Below are 21340 nucleotides of genomic sequence, written 5' to 3'. Positions count from 1 at the left end.
TCTTTTGCTACGCCTTTGATGTGGATATAAAAAGTTGTCAATGCATCGGCCATACAGGCCGCCAATAGGTGTTTTTTTGTTAACATTAAGGAGGTAATCCTTTGAATTCTTGGGACATTATGGTACATGCTTTCCCTCAATTATTTCATGCTTTAGGACGAACTGTTGAATTTTCACTGATTGCGATTATTCTTGGAAGTATTATCGGACTTATTTCTGCATTATTCAGACTTTCCCGTTTTCGTGTATTACGGGGACTAAGCTGGGTATATGTTGAGGTGTTCCGCGGAACTCCGCTCCTTGTTCAACTTATTTTTATAGCCTTGGGACTACCTACGGTTATTCCATTAAATCAATGGTTTGGTTCCGGTGTATACCCATACATTGCAGCCGGAATTGGATTAGCCTTAAATGAAGGCGCATATATTACAGAGATCATTCGGGCTGGTATTCTTAGTGTAGACCGTGGGCAAAGCGAAGCGGCACACAGTATCGGGATGACCCGCTTTCAGGCAATGATCAATATTATTTTGCCGCAGGCGTTTAAACGAATGATTCCACCTTTGGTCAACCAATTTGCCCAAACAATTAAGGATACGTCCTTGCTCGCTCCTATTGCAATTGTCGAACTCCTTTACACTGGACAGATCATTGTTGCTGAAAACTTTGCAGCATTTCAAATTTATGGGGAAGTTGCCCTTCTGTATCTAGTTGTTATTTTCGTACTTACACGTTTTGCCGGTTACCTGGAAAGGAGGCTGCAAATTGATAAACGTTGAGCATTTGAAAAAATCATTTGGCACATTGGATGTTTTAAAAGATGTCACTGTTGAAATCCATCCCAAAGAAGTGGTTGTTGTAATCGGTCCTTCAGGTAGTGGAAAAAGCACATTTCTTCGATGCTTAAATGGGCTGGAAACAACAACGGGTGGGAAAATTACCATATTCAGCACGGAAATCACCCATCCCAAAACAAATATCCATCAAGTTTGTCAAAAAGTTGGAATGGTTTTTCAACGATTTAACTTGTTTCATCATTTAACCGTCCTTGAAAATATTACAATTGGACCTCGAAAAGTGTTAAGAATGTCAAAGGAAGAAAGTGACGCATTTGCACGGCAGCTACTTGAAAAAGTGGGACTGGCTCATAAAGAAAACAGCTATCCGGACGAATTATCCGGAGGCCAGCAGCAGCGTGTGGCCATTGCTCGTGCCTTGGCAATGAAGCCTGAGGTGATGCTCTTTGATGAACCAACATCGGCACTTGACCCCGAAATGGTGGGTGAAGTGTTAAAGGTAATGAAGGATTTGGCCAAGGAAGGCATGACTATGGTTGTAGTAACCCACGAGATGGGCTTTGCAAAGGAAGTTGGGGATCGAGTTTTATTAATGGATGGGGGAACCATCATCGAAGAAGGAAAGCCTGATGAGTTGTTTACGGCTCCTAAGCACGAAAGGACAAAAAGCTTTCTTGGGAAGATTCTACATTAATAAAAAGCTTCCCGGAACCGAATAGGACTGTTGGCCAAATCGGAAAAATCGATTGGCCGGCAGTCTTTTTTAGTTGTTTTTCACTCTTAAATTCCCGATACATTGGCCACTAGGATGGTACAAAGTTCAAATTACTATTTTTGGGAGTTGCCCGCTTTGGACGAAACAAAGAAGAGAATTTAAAGGAGTGGAATGACATTACGAAAAACATTCAGGCCGACATTGTGATATTAGAGATATGCCACGCAATTTAAAGATGGTCTAGGCACATTTATTGGCGATCTGGTTTTACAAATTCTTCCTTGCATGGCAGAGGACGAACGTTATCGAATTCGAAAAAGGCAGCGTGAAGGTATAAATGTGGCATTGAAAAACGGTGTAGCTTTTGGCAGAACGAAATCTATAATTACGGAAGATTTTAAACAAACTTATCATCGATGGAAATCAGGAAAGATGACTGCTGAGGAAGCAATGATGGAAATAGGTGTTAAAAAGACAACTTTTTATTAATTAGTTAAGGAATATGAAATTAATTTGAAAAGTATCAATTTATAGTAGAAGAAACTCGTCAAAATAGCCTTTATTCACCGAGAATAAAGGGCTATTTAACAGTGGAAAAATTTTTAGCACTGAAGCTAGCTTTGTGAAGATTAGTTGGTTAAGTCTTTGTTTTCTTCAACAAATGGGCAAGATTGTTGAAGAAAAATAGTTTTAATTGATTAAAACGCCCAGAGCAATAAGTAATAATCTGAGCTACAAAGTAAACAAATATCTTTCGTACCTACAAATTATCTCATTTAAGGTACTGGAAACTTCAATATTCAATTTGGACTGGATAATTAAAAGGGTCACCTTGTTTGTAGGCTTTTATTATTTTTATGTAACTGTTTGCAACTATTCTTTACGTTTAGTCCATCCACTTAGAAAGGGGATTTTATCACCGTCAAAGACCGCTTCTATATCTCCAAAGTGAAAAAATTCTTCCTGATTGGGGTCATCATCTAAAATGGCCCAAAAACCTATTCTTTCGTCCTCTAATTGTGTTATATGGCCATGATAATAAATATCTTCTTCGTCCTCTTTAGAAGTCCAATAGCGAACAACAATCGTTACATAGTCACCTTGCTGATAAGGGAAATCTGTTAGGCCTGGTCCGTATATACTATCGTCTTTGTATTTTACTTTCATTGTCAATTTCCTCCTAAATCTTATTTCGATTCTACGGCAATTAGCAATATGCTTCTAATACCTCTGATATCACTTCGGACAATACCAGTTTTTATATTTATATGGAGGCTGCAATTTTGTATTAATGATTTTCGGCTTCGAACGTTTATTGTTTTTCAAAAATGAAATTTACTCACATATATTCTCGTGATCTAATTTTTTAAATTCTACTTCTTTTGATTTACCAAACTTAATAAGGAAACCGTAATCAGATTGAAAATAACCCTGATGATATTTTCACTTTTTCCTCCTATTTACAGTTACCTCCTAAAACAATCTATCCTATTTACCACTCCCATAAACTATGTAGAATTCCTAATTAATGATTATTTACTAAACTATGCAATCAAATCACAATGCCACTAAATGATGTGAAATTCAGAAAAACAGAACTTCGGATTTTTAGACGATAAATCCGAAGTGAGGGACATCAATAAAGTGATAGGGCTAATAACATGTGAGTTTTTTTGAATAGATAAGCTGGATTGGCAACTTCTATTCAGAATTATAACTCAGAATATAATATACATTATATTCATTTAAACTATCAAATAATATTTGTTTTTAGTATTGTTTGAAATGCTTTATAGAGTTTTAAACTTAGCATATAAATAAAGAGGTGCAAAAGATGATGGATGGATTAGGATTTGACCTTCATTTAAAAGAATGCTCAAATAAACCAGGCACTACTTTCTTCATCATACTTTTAAGAGACTTTTTTCCTTGCCATCAATTAAGTGTGGAAATAACCAACTATTGCAATGTCAGTAATGAATCCTGATGTATTTGTTAGTTCAAATGGTATCGGCTATTTTTTGAGGGTAACAACCCCCAAATCTCCGTGTTATTACCAATCTTTGATACATTTATTAAAAATAATGTCGAATTTTCCCGAAAAATAATTCTTTATTGAATTCGTTTTCAATGTGTACAATTGAATTTATCATCTAAATATTAAGAAAATTAATTCTTTTCACTCAAATTATAGAATTTGGAATAGATTAATTTATTAATAGGGTAAAAAGCAAAAGCATGAGAAGGCTTCCTTAGTTGACATTAAAGTTATTTTTGTTTGGAGGCTTTTAGCCCCAACAGAAAGGGGGATTATACAAATGGATAATTGTATCTTTTGTGGAATTGAATTGTCAAAAATGGAGAGAAACCGATGCGAATGTTGGGATTGTAGGGATAAGACAATTGAATCATATGAGGAAGACCCATAATCGAATAGTCGAAACTCCTTTTAAGAAAACATATTCCTCGTAAATAGTATGATCAATACATTTAGTTTTTTCGAAATATGGTAAATCAACGTTAGTAAATAGATTTGGTTGTAATAAACGGATTAAGATGGGGAAGAATTTTTTTATACCTAACCGGGACAATTTTTGTCCGCGGTGGATAAATTCCGTCCCTATTTTCTTCTTTTTAATAACCAGGGTATTCATTCGTTTTATCCAGTCATACCCCAAGAGACTCCAATATGATACTTACTGCATTAGGGTTAAATGGTAAAAGGTGCAAATTAGTAAATTCTCTTTTTACAACACAATTATTTTTTAAAATAAATAGTGAAAATAGTACATGCCATATTTTTCGATAAATTTAAATATATTCCAAAATCAAAGGGGGATTTATTATGCATACAAACGTATTATCCTTAACAGCTTATCCTTTTTATATAAATGGGGAGTGGAGAGAAAGTAAGTCAGGTGAAACAATTAAAATCACTTCGCCATATCTTTATGAAGTGATTGGAGAAGTACAAGCCATAACACCTGAAGAGGTTGATGAGGCAATTTATTATGCTCATAATGCACAAAAAAGTTGGGCAGTAACTTCACTTCAGGAACGAGCAAAGTTTTTGTATCAATGGGCAGATGAATTAGAAAACATGCAGGATGAAATTGCCGAAATTATTATGAAAGAAGTAGGAAAAAGCTACAAAGATGCAAAGAGTGAAGTCGTACGTACTGCAACTTTTATTCGATTCACGGTAGAAGAAGCAATGCATATGAATGGTGAAAGTTTGAAAGGAGACAGCTTTCCAGGTGGTTCAAAGTCAAAGATTGCGATTGTTGATCGTGTTCCGCTTGGTGTAGTCTTGGCCATCCCTCCATTTAACTATCCGGTCAACTTAGCTGCAGCTAAACTGGCACCCGCACTTATTTCAGGAAATGCAGTCATCTTTAAACCTGCTACACAAGGAGCAATCAGTGGAATCAAAATGATTGAAGCTCTTCACAAAGCAAACCTGCCAAAAGGTCTTGTAAATATCGTGACAGGACGTGGTTCTGTTATTGGTGATTACTTGGTTGAGCATGCAGGCATCAATATGATTTCCTTTACAGGTGGCACAAATACTGGTACCCGCTTATCGAAAAAAGCAGGCATGATCCCACTTGTCCTTGAACTTGGCGGGAAAGATCCTGGGATTGTGCGTGAAGATGCTGATTTAAAGGAAGCGGCGAATCATATTATTAGCGGAGCATTTTCCTATTCCGGTCAGCGCTGTACAGCGATTAAACGAGTATTAGTTCATAACAGCGTGGCAGACGAGCTTGCTACGATTTTAAAAGACGAAATTGAAAAATTGGAGGTCGGTTCTCCGGAAGAGGGCAGCACGGTAGTCCCGTTAATTGATGAACAATCTGCTGACTTCGTTCAAGGGTTAATTGAGGATGCGATTGAGAAAGGGGCAACACTCTTAACTGGAAATAAGCGTGAACGCAATTTAATTTACCCTACTCTTCTCGACCATGTGACAGAAGATATGGCCGTAGCCTGGGAAGAACCGTTCGGGCCTGTGCTGCCAATCATCCGTGTATCATCTGATGAAGAAGCGGTCAAGATTGCCAATGAATCTGAATTTGGTTTACAGGCAAGTGTCTTTACGAAAGATATAAACAAAGCATTTGCGATTGCAAATAAAATGGAAACAGGTTCTGTTCAAATTAATGGACGTACGGAACGCGGTCCTGATCACTTCCCGTTTATCGGAGTAAAAGGATCCGGTATGGGAGCGCAAGGAATCCGAAAGAGCATTGAATCGATGACACGTGAAAAAGTCACTGTATTAAATCTTTCTGAGTAATCTAAATTTGTAAAAGTATATCTTGAATTCCTAATAGGGGGCTTTGTTGCAGCCTTAAGGCTGCGCGTTTCTTCAGAAATTAGAACTTTAAAGATCTAGAACAGGTGCATAAATAGCTTATTTAGGTCGGCAGCACTACGGACTGTTCATAAAGAAGAAAAACACCCTTTCTGTCATTCCGTACGTGTCTCTTCGGCATTAAATGGACCGATAACTATGGACTGTACGGGGCTCACGCCTACATTCCATAGGTTCCTGTTCCATTTACGGCTGACGCCGCCATACTGAAAGAGCTAAAAATCGGAAAATCAATAGATTAAAAGCTCAAAAGGGGGGAGTAGATTGAAATTAAGAGAAGAAATACTTGAGGAGGTAACAAAGGAATTGATACGGATTGGATCAACTAACCAAAGGGATTACGATTTTTTAAAGAAGAAAGGACAGTTTTTAGTCCTACATTTGCCGCAGGTTGAAGTTAAGTTGGCCTGAGGGCGTTAATCAAACCGGAGTAAAGTTTTTTCTCAGTGGTAATTTATAAAATATGGAAAATAAATATTTTTAAGAATCAGGGTGATTTTCTTAAATCAATTAACAAAGTGCCCAAAAGTTACTACTATAATTTTGTGCACCTTGACCATACCTAAATTCTGCCTCTCCCCGTAAACTATTAATAAATAAACCATCTGGGAAGTTATCCCAATGGCAGAATTAAAATTAGATCACATTTATAAAATTTATGATAATAAAGTAACCGCTGTACAGGAATTCAACCTACATATTGAGGATTCAATGATGGAAAAAGAGTAAACGATGTTATTGCAAGAATTGATTCCCGTGCAAATGCTCATTCTGGAGACATTGTTAAACTTGCGTTCGACTTGAATAAAGCACACCTTGATACTGATACGAATTAAGATTACACCCTCAGGGTGAAAAGCAGACCCCCTTTAATATATATTTTTTGTAAGCCTGTTCTACAAAACAGGCTTTTTCTTTTATGGGATAATGCTGTAACTAGCCAAGAATAGTATAGCTGTATCCTTAGTGGAAGCTTGGTTCTTTAAAAGCTAATCATTCTTCGTAAGGAGTAGAAGGGGATAACAACTATCTCGGCATTAACGGATTATGATAAATAACAGAAAATAAGAAGGTAGTGAGAGAGGAAATATGAAATTGATCATTTACAAGAAAGATATTGAATATTTTCTAAATAACTTTTTAGACATAGCTGAATGCGATAAACAAAGGAATAAAAATTATTTTGTATTTAAGGATCATACCCGGAATGGGAATTGGACATTAATGTTTTACAAAGAAGAGCAAAAATGGACTGTTCACGGTAAAGGTTTAAATTATTGTGATCAAAATGAACAGGAATTACAAAGAAATGAATTAATTCAATTTTTATATAAAAACAGAAAGTATATTAACAATGAATTGAGAAGTAAAAAGGTAGTTTTAACTTCTTGAAAAAATTAAGAGCTTGGAAGGTCCAGGCTCTTTTTACGATTGTATAGCTGCTTTATTAATAATCTCGTAGTTTTTATGGTTGATAAAGGTTACATTATTTTCATAATCAATCCCCGTAGGATTTTTAAGGATTTTAATCAAAACGGAATTTTCATAAACGTTTTTCACAATCCCAATAATTCCTCTTTTAGACAGAATCTAATCATTTATTTTAGCTTTTTTCAAATTACCGCACCCTTTTTCATTTTAATTTACAAAAAAGACCAAATATAGGAGGGAGGACAGGGTGCGTGTCATAGACCTAAAAGTGACTGACAACAACAGTTCAAAGGTAAATATTTTCCACGTAAATCCACTTATGGCGATTACCAAAAACCATAAATTACTGAGATCTAGTACATAATAACAAGACTTAGATGAAGAAATTAACAGAGTCAACAATCCAGTATTCATGGCTGCTCTTTGGCAATTATTTGCACATTGCGGTTTAAAAACCAGCTTAGAATTTTTATTGAAGACTACGAACCTTTAAATGTACATTTATCAGAGAGTTTATCCGGTCATTGCTCCATCATGACTCCTGTATACCTACCTAATATTTCTTCTCATCAATGTAATGCGCTGCATCATTTTCCTTTTTCATGATTTCTTTCAAATAAATTTCCGTGGTTGTTACTTTCTTATGCCCTAATGTATTTTGGATAAACAAGAGAGGTTCTCCACATCGATGGGCTTCCTGGGCAAAATAGTGACGAAACCAATGGGGTGTCACGTTTCCTTGTTTGTATTTTATAAAATCAAAATTGGTTTGCTTGATGATATTGGTGACATATTTAGATAAATCCCTAAAATCGTAAGCCTTTCCTCGATTGGTAGTAAACAAAGGAGCCTCATCCGTGGGGGCAAGATGTGGGGAAAGCCGTTTTCTTACTAATGTTTGAAGCCTTTCAAAAACTAATTTCTTGATCAATGCATGTCGGGCTTCATCCCGTTTTCCCTGAACCTTAAGATAATATTTTCCTATTCCACGATCGTAGTAGAGATCATACCAACGACTTTGGGCAATCTCCTGAATCCTGAGACCAGTGGTGGCCAAAAGCGCAGCCAGTATCACCTAGTGAAATGAGGCCAGGAGATCTTGTATTCTTTGATACTTACACATCAGACGGACATGTTGGTAACTATATTGGTAATGGTAAGTTCATAGGGGTACAACCAGATGGAGGTGTAGCCATAGAAGATATGACAAAAGGCTATTGGAACGAAAGGTTTAATGGTCGTGTTATGAGAATATAAGTGGATAAAAATATAACATTAGAGGCTTAGAAAATGGAATAATTCAAAACAAAATATAAAAATCTTGGCCTACGACTAAGATATAGGGACTAAAACAGGTTTATAATTTAGCCTGTTTTTCTTTTTAAATCCTAAAATTCCTGCGTGATAACGTGAGAACACATAGGTCACTGACATCACCGTTAGTGACTAAAAGCATTATTATGGGATATTCAAGCAGCAATTTTTTAATACAATTACCATAATAAAAATTAAGAAAAATAGCTTAAAAGCTCCGCCCTTTTCAAATTCTTGATTCGAGATAGGATAGCGACACGATTTTTTCCGCTTAAGGGAGGCTAAATGATTGATTTATAAGCATATTCTGAAGAGGAACCAAGTAAATGTGTAACAGATTAACAGATTAAATGTGTAACAGTGTTAGTGACTTAAGCGTTGATTTTAGTGGAGATAACGAAAAAAATTGGTGGAGAGAGAGGGCTATGCATTATAGACAGATAGCGAATTCAATCGAAGAAGCTTCGAGTAATGTGATTGTGATTAACAATATGGGTAAAAACTCAAACGTCTATTGCAGAGGGTGCCTTTCTCGAATAGTGCCCCTTCGTTTCCATATACAAATGGGCATAATTAGAATTGAAACAAAAACCCTCTTCTTATTGATAAAGGTTTCCGTTTTTTGAGGTTCTTTTCTTAAATTTATAGTTAAAATGGCACTTAGATTGACATAAGGGGTGGTATACAAAAAGATCCTTTGTCTCTCCATTCAAAAGACAGCAATTCAGCGGTCTTTTGTTGTTTATTCCATATTTACTCTAATTCCTATCGCTGCCATAATTCCAGTCACTGAAATAAGGATGGTTTCTAGTAGATTCATATAAATTCCTCCTCTGCTTTTATGAGTATCTATTATACCATTTATTACTTAATTTTTTTGCATCTAAAATAACACGTATTCCAATATGAGGTAGTGCATGGCTCCGTTACGAAACTTTATCACTATAGGAAAGGAGTATAATATGGGCAAAACTCTTGTCGGCAATCACATCTGTAAATTACGATTCAACCATGATGAAATGACGGCAGCAATTAGCTGACAAGGTGGGCGTAATAAGGCAAACCATCGTGGCTCTCGAAAAGGAGATATGACTGGCAATAAAAAATGGGTTTATCAGTCGTTTTACGAAATGGTTAAATTGCATTATTGAAGGTATCAGTAAATAGATATAAAGTGCCATAATATGTAATATTGTGATAAAATACTTCAAGTTTTTCACCACACATGTTAGAATGTTAACATTCTCGGTTTTGGGAGAGTGGTTATTTTGAATAATTTTCGAGACAATTCACGTGCAACGTCTAGAGTAAAAAGGAAAAAAACCAATTTCATTTTAAACGGATCAATTGTAATCGTACTTATACTTATTGCATTTGTTTCGTATTCGATTTTTTCGTCGGGAGATAACCAAGCAGCATCCCAAAAAAGTGTTCAAGCCTCAGGCAAAAAACAATCGGTTCACAACATAAAGAAGGATGAGACTGCTGCAAAAAAGAATTCAACAAGTAATCAAACAAATGGCGACTCATCGTCCCAAGTTCAAACTCAAAATGATCAAACGAATAGCGATACAGTATCAGAAGGCAATTCATCCTCATCTTCTTCGGGTAGCTCGCAGTTAAGTTCAACAACATCACGAGCACCTGAGACACCGGCACAAACGGGTCAGCAACATGTTTCAAGCTATGATTCAAGTTCTCAAGATTGGCAGGAGATGCTACAGACAATCTCTTCTGCTGCTGGAATAGATCAAAGCAATATGATTGTATGGTTTTTAGGGAGCGACAAAAGCAACCCAGGCGGTTCAGTCGGGACTGTATCAGCAAAAGCAAAAGGCTCGCAAAAATATCGTGTGTATCTCCAATGGGATGGCTCAGGCTATAAAGCAACAAAAGTTGAACCAGCTTCATAAAAAGAATTTAGAAAATACCTAAGGGACATCCTCAGGCTGTCGAGAAACACTCGACAGTCTTTTATTTCGCTTATTTCCTGTAATAATTTACCGCATAAATTCGTTAAGAAATCTATCAAATACGGTCCAAAAATAAAGTAAAAATAGTGACACGTCATGTCTAAAAGAAGCATAAGGAAAAAGTAAGATTAAAAAATTACGGGGATTAAAGAAGGCAAGTCTGTAATTGGGTTGCCTTCTTTAAGTGAGTCGTCACGGTTTCAGTAAACAGGATGAAAATCGCGATAAACGAATGAAAGTAGCCTGAAGTTCCCTATATAATTTTCTTCCGGGTTTATAAATAAATATGATAACCTACATAGCAAATATATATGACTAAGACGGTGAAAAATCCTTGTTCAATTGCACCGCCAGTACGAATTCCACCAGGTATACCTATATGGATTTTTAAAGGCCATAAAAACTTAATTCCTTGTTTTGTGAGCATATCCAGAATCATATGACTGAACATTCCCAGCAAGATACCTAATTGAATATCTTTAGGCCAGGAAGTCTGCTGAAATAAGAAGAATGCTAAAACTAAAAACAAAAGACTATGAGTAAAGGACCGATGACCGAATACTGAACTGACTATATTATCAATCAACGGTATCTTTCGGCCAATAGATGAACCGGTGTGGTCGATATCCGGCATTAAAGCACCAAGAACTAAACTGCCAAAAAAAAGAGCTTCATGGCCAACTGCTCCTCCCAAGTTTAAATATAGAGCGCCAGCTGCTAAGCCCCCAACAATATGTGTTTTACCTTCCATGTTTTTCCCCTATTCTTTGCTAATCATTTCTATCATTTCAGTATGAATTAGCTTTTTACTTAAATCAAACAGACTAGTTTCCTTCAAGATACAAAATTTTAATTATATGCCTAAATATAATAGAAGAAACTCGTCCGGCAACTACTGATCATTAGGATAATAATGCTATCAATGGTAGTATCTTTTATGAATGTAAAAAGAGTCAAAATACCCAAGAAGTGTATAAAAACTTGCATATTTAAGGCTCTTTAATTTTATTCCTTATTGTTATAAGCCCCCATTAGTGTAAGTAGAATCCTTCACAATCTTTTTTTACACATAATAAACTTCAATCTTTTAAATGTGTTACTCCATAAAAAGCGCTTCCTTATTAAAGAAAAGCGATGATAGCGAAATGTTGAAAAACAAGGCTTCAAAAATAGATCCACAGTTATTTTGCTAAATCCTCATAGTAAAGTTAAAAATGCTTTAAAGTAATTTAAATCTTTTTTGGATATTTAATTAAGCTCAGGAAATATTATTGTCGTGGAGGTGATTTATTATGGCTAACAATCAACAACCAAACAAAACTCAAGCTGGAACTTACGCCCAACAGGCTAGACAACAAAATGCTCAAGGTGGACAAGCTGGAGCTGGTCAATTCGGAACAGAATTTGCTAGTGAAACAACTGCAGAAAAGGTAAGACGTCAAAACCAACAATCCGAGCAAAATAAGAACCAAACCTCTTAATTTGTGACTTGATAAACACCTCTTATCGCTCGATAGGGGGTGTCTTTTTTATGAACTTTTTTGAGGTAAAGCAAATTACAAACATTCTTATTATTACGCTAAACCTTTAATTGAGCAATTTCTTCTTTACCTTATCATAAATATCCATTTATCTTGCAAAGCGTTACTCATCAATCTGAACCGAATACTGAACACAAGTTAAACACGCTTTTCAACTATACTGCAACGTTTGTTAAAGAAGCTAGTATAAATACTTTAAACATAATCTTCCTGAAATCGTGCAAAAAGCAGTGTGATTTCATATGAGAAATACACTGCTTATATAACTGTTTTTTTATTTGCTTTTTGCTATGCGGGTACCTCAAAAGAAAACGGCTTATGAAAAAACAGGCAGTTTTTCATATTCCTTCTAACTTATTTCTTTCATAAACTTCGACATCAGGGCGCTTCTTAAAATGGTTAAATGGGTTCGTATATTCGTCTAAAATAATTACTTTTGCTGTAGCAAGATCGAAACTTTCTCTTAAAAATCCTCTTATCGTTTTTGGTTTCTGTAAAAAGCATTTAAAGCTGTATTCCGGCCATTTTTCCCTAATCTCACTTTTTATACTTTCTTCTATACCCTCAATGGTCGTTAATTTGTATGAAATAAAAAGGATTTTGTTACCTAAACGTATTTTTTTGCATAAAGGATACAAGATAAAATAGGCAAGGGCTTTTCCTGCCATATACTTAGCAGAAGCTACTTTTTGAGAAATTCTTTTTAAAAGAAGCTCATTTTTCAGCAGGCCCTTATTCTCCATTTTTTCAATGGCCTTAATTCTTTCTTCTGAGCCTAATTGTTTTAAGACGGATAGAATGGTCTGGTCCATTTGGTTAATCCATTCAACAATCTGCTCAACATCTATATAATCATGGTTAGGCCTGTTTCTTAGCGAGTTAATGGCTGGCCACACATCAGCCGTTAACAAACGATGGTAATAATAGCCCTTAAGAAAAACCCTTTGTTCTTCATTCTGTATGTAACGGTTCCAAAGTTGATCTGTCAATCTCACGCTTTTTAAAATATCATCAAGTACGTTTTTGGGGTTGCTTTTTACACTTTGTGACAATGAAATATTCTTGTCTGTTTCGCGCCGCCGGTATTGATAAATAACCTTATCAACGGTATAGATTTTAGCTGCTTTCAAATAAGCTTCAATGCAAAATGGATGATCCTCCGTCACTTTTATTCCAACAGGAAACCGTATTGGTTTAATGAGATCGGCCTTGAACAATTTATTGCATGGGCCCACTGAATATAATAATTCCGGATTATTGAATAACGTTTTTGGGCCAGGATTATAAACGCCATTCGCGGCATGGCTTTGGCTATACCAGAATCTTGTTGAATTAAAGCTGATAGACCCGCCGGTAATAATATCAGCCTCTTCCTTAATCGCCGCCTTGTACATCGTTTCTAAAGCATCTTTCGGAAGGAGATCATCTGAATCCACAAAACTGATATAATCTCCCCGCGAAATCTCAATTCCAGTATTTCTCGCAGCCCCAGGCCCGGCATTTTCCTGTTTTATGTATACAATAGAATCATGATTTTGAATAAAAGCATGAATAATTTTATCGCTGCCATCGGTTGAACCATCATTGACAAGAATGATCTCGACACCTTCTAAAGTTTGCCCAAGTACAGAATGGAGAGTCTCTGATAGATAGTCCTCAACATTATATACGGGCATCACAACACTAACTTTATATGATTTTATCTCATTACGTGAAATGACTTCAAATGCCATACTCTCACCTTCCTTTTTATCTCGCTGTTTTACTTGGGTCCTTTAAAATTAATACATTTTCTTTTATTTTTACCAGTTCACTCAGAATTAAAATATTTGGAAAAAATGTAATCGAAATGAATGAAGAGGTGAACAATTTGTCAGCGTATATTAGTAAACGCTATAAAAACTTCAATTGATTACTATCCTAAACACCCATTTCATACCGGCGAAGTTACCGCCTGCTGGGGTTATTATACCGCAATGAAAGAATTTGTACGATATGAAGAAATAAATCAAACAAAACAATATCTACCAATCTTTGTTCTTATATCTCCACAATCAAGAAATTTTTCTACTTCTTTAATAACGATTGGACGTATCTTTCTTCCATATTTACTTTTGAATTTTTCCGCCAAAACATACATCAGATAATTGCTAGAAACAATTGCTAATCTTTAAAAACAGGAAAAGTCCCGGTTGATTCATTTACTATCCAAATGTAATAAACTTTTTTAATATTTCTTCTCATCAATGTACTGCGCTGCGCCATTTTCCTTTTTCATGATTTCCTTCAAATAAATTTCCGTTGTTGTTACTTTCTTATGACCTAATGTATTATATCAAAAGAAGGCAAGCCAATTACAGGCTTGCCTTTATCTATATAATGAAGTATTAAAAAACGCAACAAGTTATGCTCGTCTTCCGCCTCTTCCGCCCTGTTTTGCTCCGGTGTTACGTTTGATGGTAGATAAATTCTCTTCACTCGTCTTTAAAAAACGAGCCATTTTATCTTCAAAACTTTCCTTTGGCTTGAAATTGCCTTTTGGACGAAAATCTTTGGAAGGATTATCAGATCTTCCTTGGCGCGGTGGGCTTTTTGTATAAGAAGGGGTTTGTCCTTCGGGTCTATCTATTGCTTTTTTGATGGACAAAGAAGTTTTTCCGTCTTTCATACTAATCACTTTTACTTCAACCTGATCGCCTACTTTTAGATGGTCATTCACATCTTTTACATAGCTATCCGCAACTTCACTGATATGCACTAGACCTGTTGATCCATCCGGTAATTCTACGAATGCTCCAAAATTAGTGATGCCTGTTACTTTTCCTTGGACCTTGCTGCCAACTTCAACTGACATAAAAATAACGTTCCCCCTCAATAATGTTAAAAACACTTCATTATAACAAATTTTCGAAGAAAGTAATATCTACTGGAGCCATTCAGTTTGAATGTTGGGTAAAAGGCCAGTCATTGACTATGACTGGTTAAAATTATACTTGGTTCATTCCAGTTCTACAAAATTATTAAGATGTGCATCAAGCCAATTCCATGTTTATAATATCTGCCAGCGTTAAGGCTGCGTAATTTCTTCAGAAAAAAGAACTTTATAGATCTAGGGCATAAACAACTTATTTAGGACGGCAGCACTACGGACTGATGAGAAAGAAAATAATCGCCTTTCTTTCATTCCGTACGTGTCGCTTCGGCATTAAATGGACCGATACCTACGGACTGTACGTTTAAAGCCAACATTCCATAGGTTCCTGTTCCATTTACGGATTACGCCGCCATACCGAACGAACCGAAAACCTTTAAGACCTTGGTCTCCTCGCCCAAACCCAGCCAACGGGGAATCCGATGCTGTTGAACTTTTTCGTGAAAAATCCAAATCCATTGGTTAATTATCAATTCAGCAACCCTCTTGTCGTAAAGAATGAGCAAATTTCAATGAATAATGTAAATTTTCATATCCCTACACCGCTGAAGGAGGTGAGAAACACACCAAAAAGCAAAATAGCAAGATACAAACGGATGGAAAAACCTTCATCGTGACAGTAAGCAGCTTCCTTATGTTACCGTTAAAATCAATCAATGGCCAATACATCCATACATACAGCCACCAACCTACCGCAAACGTCCGAATAGTTGTTCGCCATATTACTTTTTCCATTGCTATTTTTTATGTATCCTAATGGTTTATAAGCAATTGACGCTACGAATTTTCCCCTTTAGCTATATAGTTATTTTTTACATGGTCTGATTTAGCCAGCTTTTCGTTTTTAAGGAGGGCGTACTGCCCTAATTTTTCGTTAGAATGTTTTCCGATAATTGATTCCAAAGCAACTTTACAATAAATCTATTAATATGGGAAAATGTAAATAAATTCCTAAAGGGAAACACCATACATATGAAGGTTAAGACCTTTCACCTTCCTAGCGAGGTACGCTGGTTTAATAAAATAATTTGAAAGGAGAGGAAAGGTTTGTTTAAAAAAATCACACCAATCATTTTTACGATGGGGCTCATCTTGAATCCGCATATATCTTTCGCTGCTGAAAATGGTAATGTACCTTTTTCTAAATCAGTAAAAATAACTCAGGGTAACAAGGCTACAAACAATGTTCATCATGCAATAATAAATACGACAGTTCACTTACTCCCAAAAGGCTCGAACCCGTTAACAGCAAAGGCGGAGGAATTACAACCAGACGGAGTATCTCTACGTTCAACTAATCTAGCAATGTTAAAAAACGGCAAGAATGCTGCGTCTTGGAATAAACGGGTCGTTGCTACTGTTCAACCGGCTCATATAATCAGTTCGTATTCGGCTACTCAGCGGGGCTGGAGTGGTGTGGTCGATCATAAAACTTCCTCTCGTGTGGTAGGGACTTGGATTCAACCATATGTCCATTCTTATGGACGTCATTCGACTTTTTCGTGCCAATGGATAGGTCTTGGTGGATATGGAACCCAACCCTTGATCCAAATAGGGACCAACTCATTTCATTATCCAGACGGCACAAAGTATAATTCGGCTTGGTGGGAAATTGTTGGTACCAATAAGGATACAAGTTATGAAATACCTATAACAGGCTTTGCCCACCATCCTGGAGACAAATATTATGCAGATGTTTGGCTTACAGAAGATTCCCATTCTGCGACAGCCCATTTCTATATGAAGGATTTGGATACTGGAGCGGTTTTTAGTAAAAGCGTTCCTGGCATAGAGAACGAATATATATCTAGTATAACAAGTACGGCAGAATGGATTGTTGAACGCCCTATTGTGAATCCTGAAGAATATGGATGGTCAAGTGGAAAGGTGGTTCATACAGCTGTTTACCCTTATCTGACGAATTTCGGAAAAGTTTCTTTCACTAATACCTTAGCAGGAAATGCATTAACAGGGCATTTGGAACATCCGTCTCCGTTTAGTAAAGATACGGAGTATGACATTATGTACGATCCTTATGGAAAAATGAAATTGGATAGAATAAGTTTTCTTGACAATTCAGGAGATTTTCATGTTACTTTTCGTCATACGGGACATGTAATTTACGCAGATTAGCGGAATGAATTACAAATAAAAAAGTTTAAAAAAACATTTATTATCATTTCATACTAAAAAGGGCATTCGTTTAACGAGTGTCCTTTTGCCGGATTATGGAGTGGGATGGAATCGGTATTGGCAAGGTCTTGACCAACCGGGAGAGAGAACTTTCGATTTAAGAATTGAAGCAGTTGGGTTTCGAACCGGTTATAGAAGTTAACGAGGAGATTGTCAATAACAAAAAGGGATCCGTAATGTTGAAATTGACCAAACCGAAACAAGTGAAATCAATGCTTTTGAATTGATTGATCAATTCTATCGGATTGCTGGCCTCATAACATGAAGTTGGAAGTTTTCAATAGCGAAATTGTGATTGGGATGAAACCTGTACTCCTTCCATTTTATAAAAGCGAACATCGAGATGAAATCGACCTCTTGAAAAACAGCCTTGTAGAAGGAAAAATGATTTGCAGGCCGAATGGTGTTGTTCTAGATAGCGATTTAGTTTCCTTTGTGGCTTATGAATCCACTCATTTAAAAAATCAGGTAAAGGAGTATGCGGAAATAGAGGGTTTGACACAAGAAGAATTTATTATTCAAAGTTTAAAAGAGATCGTTCAGTGGCGAAAACTGATAAAATACGAATTTGAATTGAAAAGTACATAAATAATAGAAGAAACTCGACATAAATAGCCTTTACTCATATAGAGTAAGGCTATTTATCAATAAATAAACTTTTTATATGCACTGAAGCTAGCTTTGAGTAAAGCCAAGATTACAAGAATAGAGGAAATTTAAAAAAGGGTACAAAATTCGTGCGAAGTCTTTTTTAAAAAAAAAGCAAATCTCCGAAACGGAGAGTCGCCTTTCACATAGACAACTAGAGACTTCTGATTTTAGGTTCTTAGTTTAAGATTGTTACCTTTAATTGTTTTCTCCCAAAATTGATTGCATCTTGTTCTGAAGGAATAAAGACATCAATTCGATTTCCTTTAATGGCTCCGCCGGTATCAGCAGCTGTATATTCGCCATAGCCCGGAATATAAACTTTACTGCCTAGTGGTATAACAGAAGGGTCAACGGAAATGACCTTTGCATTTGGATTGGCCTTAATGTTAATTCCTGTAGCCGTAGTGCCGGAACACCCACCACATGAAGCTGTATACGCTGTGGCTGTTACAGTTATGACTCTTCCTAAACTTGGAATTGTTGTGGAGGCAGCTTTTACTCTAGGTGCACTTTCCATTGACTCTCGTACAGCGTGCCTCGGTGCAGCATTAGCCTTTTCATGTGAATGGCCGGTTCCAGATAGGTTTCTATGTTTTTCTATTATTGAATGATTAATAGTTATTGAACCATCAGGTATTACAAGATTTAATCCAGGATGGATGAGATCAGATGTTAAATTGTTCCGATTCATAAGCTGTGAAACGTTTATGTGGTGTGCTCTGGCGATTCCCCATAATGTGTCCCCGTGTTTAACAATATAATGTTTTTCCGGTGAAACGGTTAGTACTTCACCAGGTCGAATTAGGTTCGTGTGAAGATGATTCCACTCTTTTATTTTTTTTACAGTTGTCTTATGTACGCGTGAAAAATCCCAAAGAGTATCTCCCTTTTTTACAGTAATCGTTGCAGCCTGTACATTAGCACTTACAGTTCCTGAGAGTACAGCAACTGCCATCATTGTTTTAACTTTGTTAAGCATTCTTTTACCCTCCATATTCCTTGGTTGCTAATTTTTCCTAATAGTAACATAGAATTATTTGAAACAAAGAACAGGGGGATATTATTTAGTTTACATATATAGCAATTATATTTCGATAATATTTACTAATTTACAAAAATGTCTGAAAAATGGCCCTTCTAAACCCTCATTCGAGGTAGAAAGGCCGAAAGAGCGCCTTTCTTAGCACAACTTCAATTTATTACATTCATGTTACCAAAACCCCGATGGTTACCAATTATTACTATACCACCTAATATTTTTTAGGTTTTTTCTATGAAATTTAAAGATTTTGTAGAAAGTAATATTGAATATTTTTTAAAAGCTTGTTGAAATATCTGCATAATTATTAGGGGTATCGCTGTCAACACGCGAAAATCGTAGGCTAATACATATTACGGAAATCGTTAATAGAAAACACTCAGATGAAACTAAACTCGCTACAATTGTATACGAACTATGCCACTTATATTGTTGCCAACTTGGTACACCTAATCCTGTATGGTGGGGGAATAGAATCCTCTTGAAAGAGCCGTTGAGGAATTTGATGCTGAGAGTGTATGTTGGTTAGTTTGTAAGAGGTTGGGAATTAAGAACTCATCTGTAAAGTATCTTAGTGGATATCTTGATCATAATAATGATATTCCAAATATAAGTATTGATACTGTCCTTAAAGCCGTGGCTAGCATTGAGTCACTGATAAAAGGCGTTTGTAACGAAATGAATTAATAATAAGGAACTAATGAAGTAAACTAAGCATTCATGTTGATGGCATTTAATTATTTTAGAGCATTTGATTCTTTTATTACCAGATCCAAAGTTTTATAATTTGCTATCAAATCAATAGCAACTCCTGTAACTTTAACCTACATATGAGTAATTACGACTGAAATAAAAGTTACCACCGAACCGACATAAAGACCAAGCATAATTTTATCGGAGGCTGTGCCCAAATCTAAGAAACGGTTTACGAATTTCAACTGTTGTGCTAGCATTTTCATTTATAATACATCTCCCAATAGATAGATTTTTAGATTGGAACGGGTGCAGCCGTTCCTTTCTTCATTTCTATGACTAAAATGATAGAAATAGAATCAGAATCACATCGTAGACTACTTCCTCTTTCGGTTATTTGCCATTCTTGCAGCCTTAAGGCAACGATTTTTCTTCAGAAATAAGGACTTTAGAATCTAAGTTAAAAGCATACAGAACTACATTGGGCGACAGCACTACGGATTGATCAGAAAGGAAAAGACGCCTTTCTGTCATTCCGTACGTGTCACTTCGGCATTAAATGGACCGATAACCACGGAGTGTATGGCTCACGCCTACATTCCATAGGTTCCTGTTCCATTTACGGCTTAGGCCGCCATACCGAACGAGCCGAAAACCAGAAAATCAAAAGATTGAAAGACCAAAAGAATAAAAGACAAAAGGAGAGCAGCCGAAAACGGCTGCTTTTATTTTTTGATTTTTCCCTTTTGCCTTCCGAATCGTAAAACAGCGCAAGCTTTCTAACCTTCCAGCCGGCAGGGCACCCGAACCTTTCCGGCTAGTAGCTAAGAAAGCTAGTCAATCGGTCAAGGGGCAAAAAACTTTTTTGCTTAAAAGCGCTTTCGAACAGCAAAAAACTTTTTGTGCGAAGATCGCCCTTGACCCATTGCCTATGTGTGTTTTTCGTTCTACTTGCAAAAGGGGAAAAATCATCCCCTTTTGGGGAACGGATTCGCTTCGGAATCCAAAAAGAAAAAATGAAGAAAAAAACTAAAAATGAAAAGGAGTTTTGAAAAATGGAAATCACATCAATCTTTGAAGTCGTTAGAATCAAACAAGAAATTAAGGAATCCTCTGAACCGTTTGCACAATACTCAATTCGTTCACCAGAAGATGCACAGAAATTAGCGGCCTCTTACATTGCGGCTGAAGACCGAGAAGTGCTTCTTGTGATGATGCTTAATACGAAGAATCAGGTGGTTGGGCTACATAGAGCTCATGTAGGAAGTTTGAATGCTAGTATCGTTCATCCTAGAGAGGTTATGAAGTGCGCCATTCTCAATAATGCAGCATCCATTATCATCAGCCACCAACACCCGAGCGGAGACCCTATGCCCAGCCGGGAAGACATCGATATCACCAAGCGACTTGCAGAAGCAGGGAGAATTTTAGGCATCGAATTGCTTGACCATGTGATTGTCACCCACACCGGGAAGCATATCAGCCTTAAGGAGAAAGGCTATCTATAAAAATACCAAAATAGCAAAGGGGGATTTTGCCCCCTTTGCTTATAAAGAGGGAGATGAATCATGATAATTATTGTATCTAATTGTTATAAAGATTAGGCAAAAGCCATTGAAAAGGCAGGTCTGAAAGATGAAATTGAATATCATGTAATGGAATATGTTTGTAAGCCTATGAAAA

At 36.4% G+C, this 21340-nt stretch carries 19 protein-coding genes and 1 pseudogene; 13 read left to right on the top strand and 7 right to left on the bottom strand.

The features are described 5' to 3' along the window. Positions 1–101: 101 nt before the first annotated feature. The 3 genes from ACZ5XR_RS29330 (at position 102) to ACZ5XR_RS29320 (ending at position 2001) form a co-directional block, all read left to right on the top strand. The gene (locus ACZ5XR_RS29330) at positions 102–779 is read left to right on the top strand and encodes an amino acid ABC transporter permease (protein WP_464502822.1); all 678 of its coding nucleotides are present in this window, start codon (positions 102–104) and stop codon (positions 777–779) included. Continuing rightward, complete coding sequence (locus ACZ5XR_RS29325; protein ID WP_464502821.1) at positions 766–1491, top strand: amino acid ABC transporter ATP-binding protein; 726 nt, start codon at positions 766–768, stop codon at positions 1489–1491. The genes ACZ5XR_RS29330 and ACZ5XR_RS29325 overlap by 14 nt, the downstream gene beginning before the upstream one ends. 360 nt (positions 1492–1851) lie before the next feature. After that, complete coding sequence (locus ACZ5XR_RS29320) at positions 1852–2001, top strand: hypothetical protein (RefSeq protein ID WP_464502820.1); 150 nt, start codon at positions 1852–1854, stop codon at positions 1999–2001. A 384-nt stretch (positions 2002–2385) separates the two neighbouring features. Here ACZ5XR_RS29320 and ACZ5XR_RS29315 read toward each other — a convergent pair whose 3' ends face one another. Further along, the gene (locus ACZ5XR_RS29315) at positions 2386–2679 is read right to left on the bottom strand and encodes a hypothetical protein (protein ID WP_464502819.1); all 294 of its coding nucleotides are present in this window, start codon (positions 2677–2679) and stop codon (positions 2386–2388) included. 667 nt (positions 2680–3346) lie between these two features. Here ACZ5XR_RS29315 and ACZ5XR_RS29310 point away from each other — a divergent pair. From ACZ5XR_RS29310 to ACZ5XR_RS29295, 4 genes are all read left to right on the top strand, one after another. Further along, on the top strand, positions 3347–3499 hold the full coding sequence (locus tag ACZ5XR_RS29310; RefSeq protein WP_464502818.1) for a hypothetical protein: 153 nt from the start codon (positions 3347–3349) through the stop codon (positions 3497–3499). Positions 3500–4357: 858 nt separating this feature from the next. Continuing rightward, the gene (locus ACZ5XR_RS29305; RefSeq protein WP_464502817.1) at positions 4358–5812 is read left to right on the top strand and encodes an NADP-dependent glyceraldehyde-3-phosphate dehydrogenase; all 1455 of its coding nucleotides are present in this window, start codon (positions 4358–4360) and stop codon (positions 5810–5812) included. A gap of 342 nt (positions 5813–6154) precedes the next feature. Next, positions 6155–6301: a hypothetical protein gene (locus ACZ5XR_RS29300; RefSeq protein WP_464502816.1), complete on the top strand. Its 147-nt coding sequence runs from the start codon at positions 6155–6157 to the stop codon at positions 6299–6301. 678 nt (positions 6302–6979) lie between these two features. Then, positions 6980–7282 carry a hypothetical protein gene (locus ACZ5XR_RS29295; RefSeq protein WP_464502815.1) on the top strand — a complete coding sequence of 101 codons (303 nt, stop codon included), beginning with the start codon at positions 6980–6982 and terminating at the stop codon, positions 7280–7282. 33 nt (positions 7283–7315) lie between these two features. Here ACZ5XR_RS29295 and ACZ5XR_RS29290 read toward each other — a convergent pair whose 3' ends face one another. Together ACZ5XR_RS29290 and ACZ5XR_RS29285 are read right to left on the bottom strand one after the other, a co-directional pair. Continuing rightward, entirely contained in the window at positions 7316–7450 is a 135-nt protein-coding gene (locus ACZ5XR_RS29290) for a DUF2187 family protein (protein ID WP_464502814.1), read from the bottom strand. Positions 7451–7874: 424 nt separating this feature from the next. Next, entirely contained in the window at positions 7875–8378 is a 504-nt protein-coding gene (locus ACZ5XR_RS29285; RefSeq protein WP_464502813.1) for a tyrosine-type recombinase/integrase, read from the bottom strand. An 11-nt stretch (positions 8379–8389) separates the two neighbouring features. On the opposite strand from ACZ5XR_RS29285, the pseudogene ACZ5XR_RS29280 reads away from it, so the two are divergent. Beyond that, positions 8390–8578, top strand: a pseudogene (locus ACZ5XR_RS29280) (C40 family peptidase); the annotation flags it as partial. 1325 nt (positions 8579–9903) lie between these two features. Then, the gene (locus ACZ5XR_RS29275) at positions 9904–10548 is read left to right on the top strand and encodes a YrrS family protein (protein WP_464502812.1); all 645 of its coding nucleotides are present in this window, start codon (positions 9904–9906) and stop codon (positions 10546–10548) included. Between the two features lie 334 nt (positions 10549–10882). On the opposite strand, the gene ACZ5XR_RS29270 is transcribed toward ACZ5XR_RS29275, so the two are convergent. Continuing rightward, positions 10883–11359 (bottom strand): metal-dependent hydrolase, encoded by a 477-nt coding sequence (locus ACZ5XR_RS29270; RefSeq protein ID WP_464502811.1) that lies wholly within the window; start codon positions 11357–11359, stop codon positions 10883–10885. A gap of 541 nt (positions 11360–11900) precedes the next feature. On the opposite strand from ACZ5XR_RS29270, the gene ACZ5XR_RS29265 reads away from it, so the two are divergent. After that, entirely contained in the window at positions 11901–12089 is a 189-nt protein-coding gene (locus ACZ5XR_RS29265; protein WP_464502810.1) for a gamma-type small acid-soluble spore protein, read from the top strand. Between the two features lie 398 nt (positions 12090–12487). On the opposite strand, the gene ACZ5XR_RS29260 is transcribed toward ACZ5XR_RS29265, so the two are convergent. Both ACZ5XR_RS29260 and ACZ5XR_RS29255 read right to left on the bottom strand, forming a co-directional pair. Further along, entirely contained in the window at positions 12488–13882 is a 1395-nt protein-coding gene (locus tag ACZ5XR_RS29260; RefSeq protein ID WP_464502809.1) for a glycosyltransferase family 2 protein, read from the bottom strand. 671 nt (positions 13883–14553) lie between these two features. Beyond that, positions 14554–15003, bottom strand: a complete 450-nt coding sequence (locus ACZ5XR_RS29255; protein WP_464502808.1) for a S1 domain-containing RNA-binding protein — start codon at positions 15001–15003, stop codon at positions 14554–14556. Positions 15004–16128: 1125 nt separating this feature from the next. On the opposite strand from ACZ5XR_RS29255, the gene ACZ5XR_RS29250 reads away from it, so the two are divergent. Further along, positions 16129–17214 carry a G1 family glutamic endopeptidase gene (locus ACZ5XR_RS29250; protein ID WP_464502807.1) on the top strand — a complete coding sequence of 362 codons (1086 nt, stop codon included), beginning with the start codon at positions 16129–16131 and terminating at the stop codon, positions 17212–17214. Positions 17215–17535: 321 nt separating this feature from the next. Next, complete coding sequence (locus ACZ5XR_RS29245) at positions 17536–17862, top strand: hypothetical protein (protein ID WP_464502806.1); 327 nt, start codon at positions 17536–17538, stop codon at positions 17860–17862. A 238-nt stretch (positions 17863–18100) separates the two neighbouring features. Here ACZ5XR_RS29245 and ACZ5XR_RS29240 read toward each other — a convergent pair whose 3' ends face one another. Then, a complete protein-coding gene (locus ACZ5XR_RS29240; RefSeq protein WP_464502805.1) occupies positions 18101–18904 on the bottom strand; it encodes a 3D domain-containing protein in 804 nt (267 codons plus the stop codon). 1814 nt (positions 18905–20718) lie between these two features. Between ACZ5XR_RS29240 and ACZ5XR_RS29235 the strand changes: the two genes are divergently transcribed. After that, the gene (locus tag ACZ5XR_RS29235; protein WP_464502831.1) at positions 20719–21165 is read left to right on the top strand and encodes a JAB domain-containing protein; all 447 of its coding nucleotides are present in this window, start codon (positions 20719–20721) and stop codon (positions 21163–21165) included. The last annotated feature ends 175 nt before the right edge of the window (positions 21166–21340 follow it).

The sequence above is a fragment of the Neobacillus sp. Fa239 genome, from assembly GCF_055395235.1.
The sequence above is the reverse complement of the archived record's forward strand: the minus strand, read 5'-3'. Positions and strand labels throughout refer to the sequence as shown.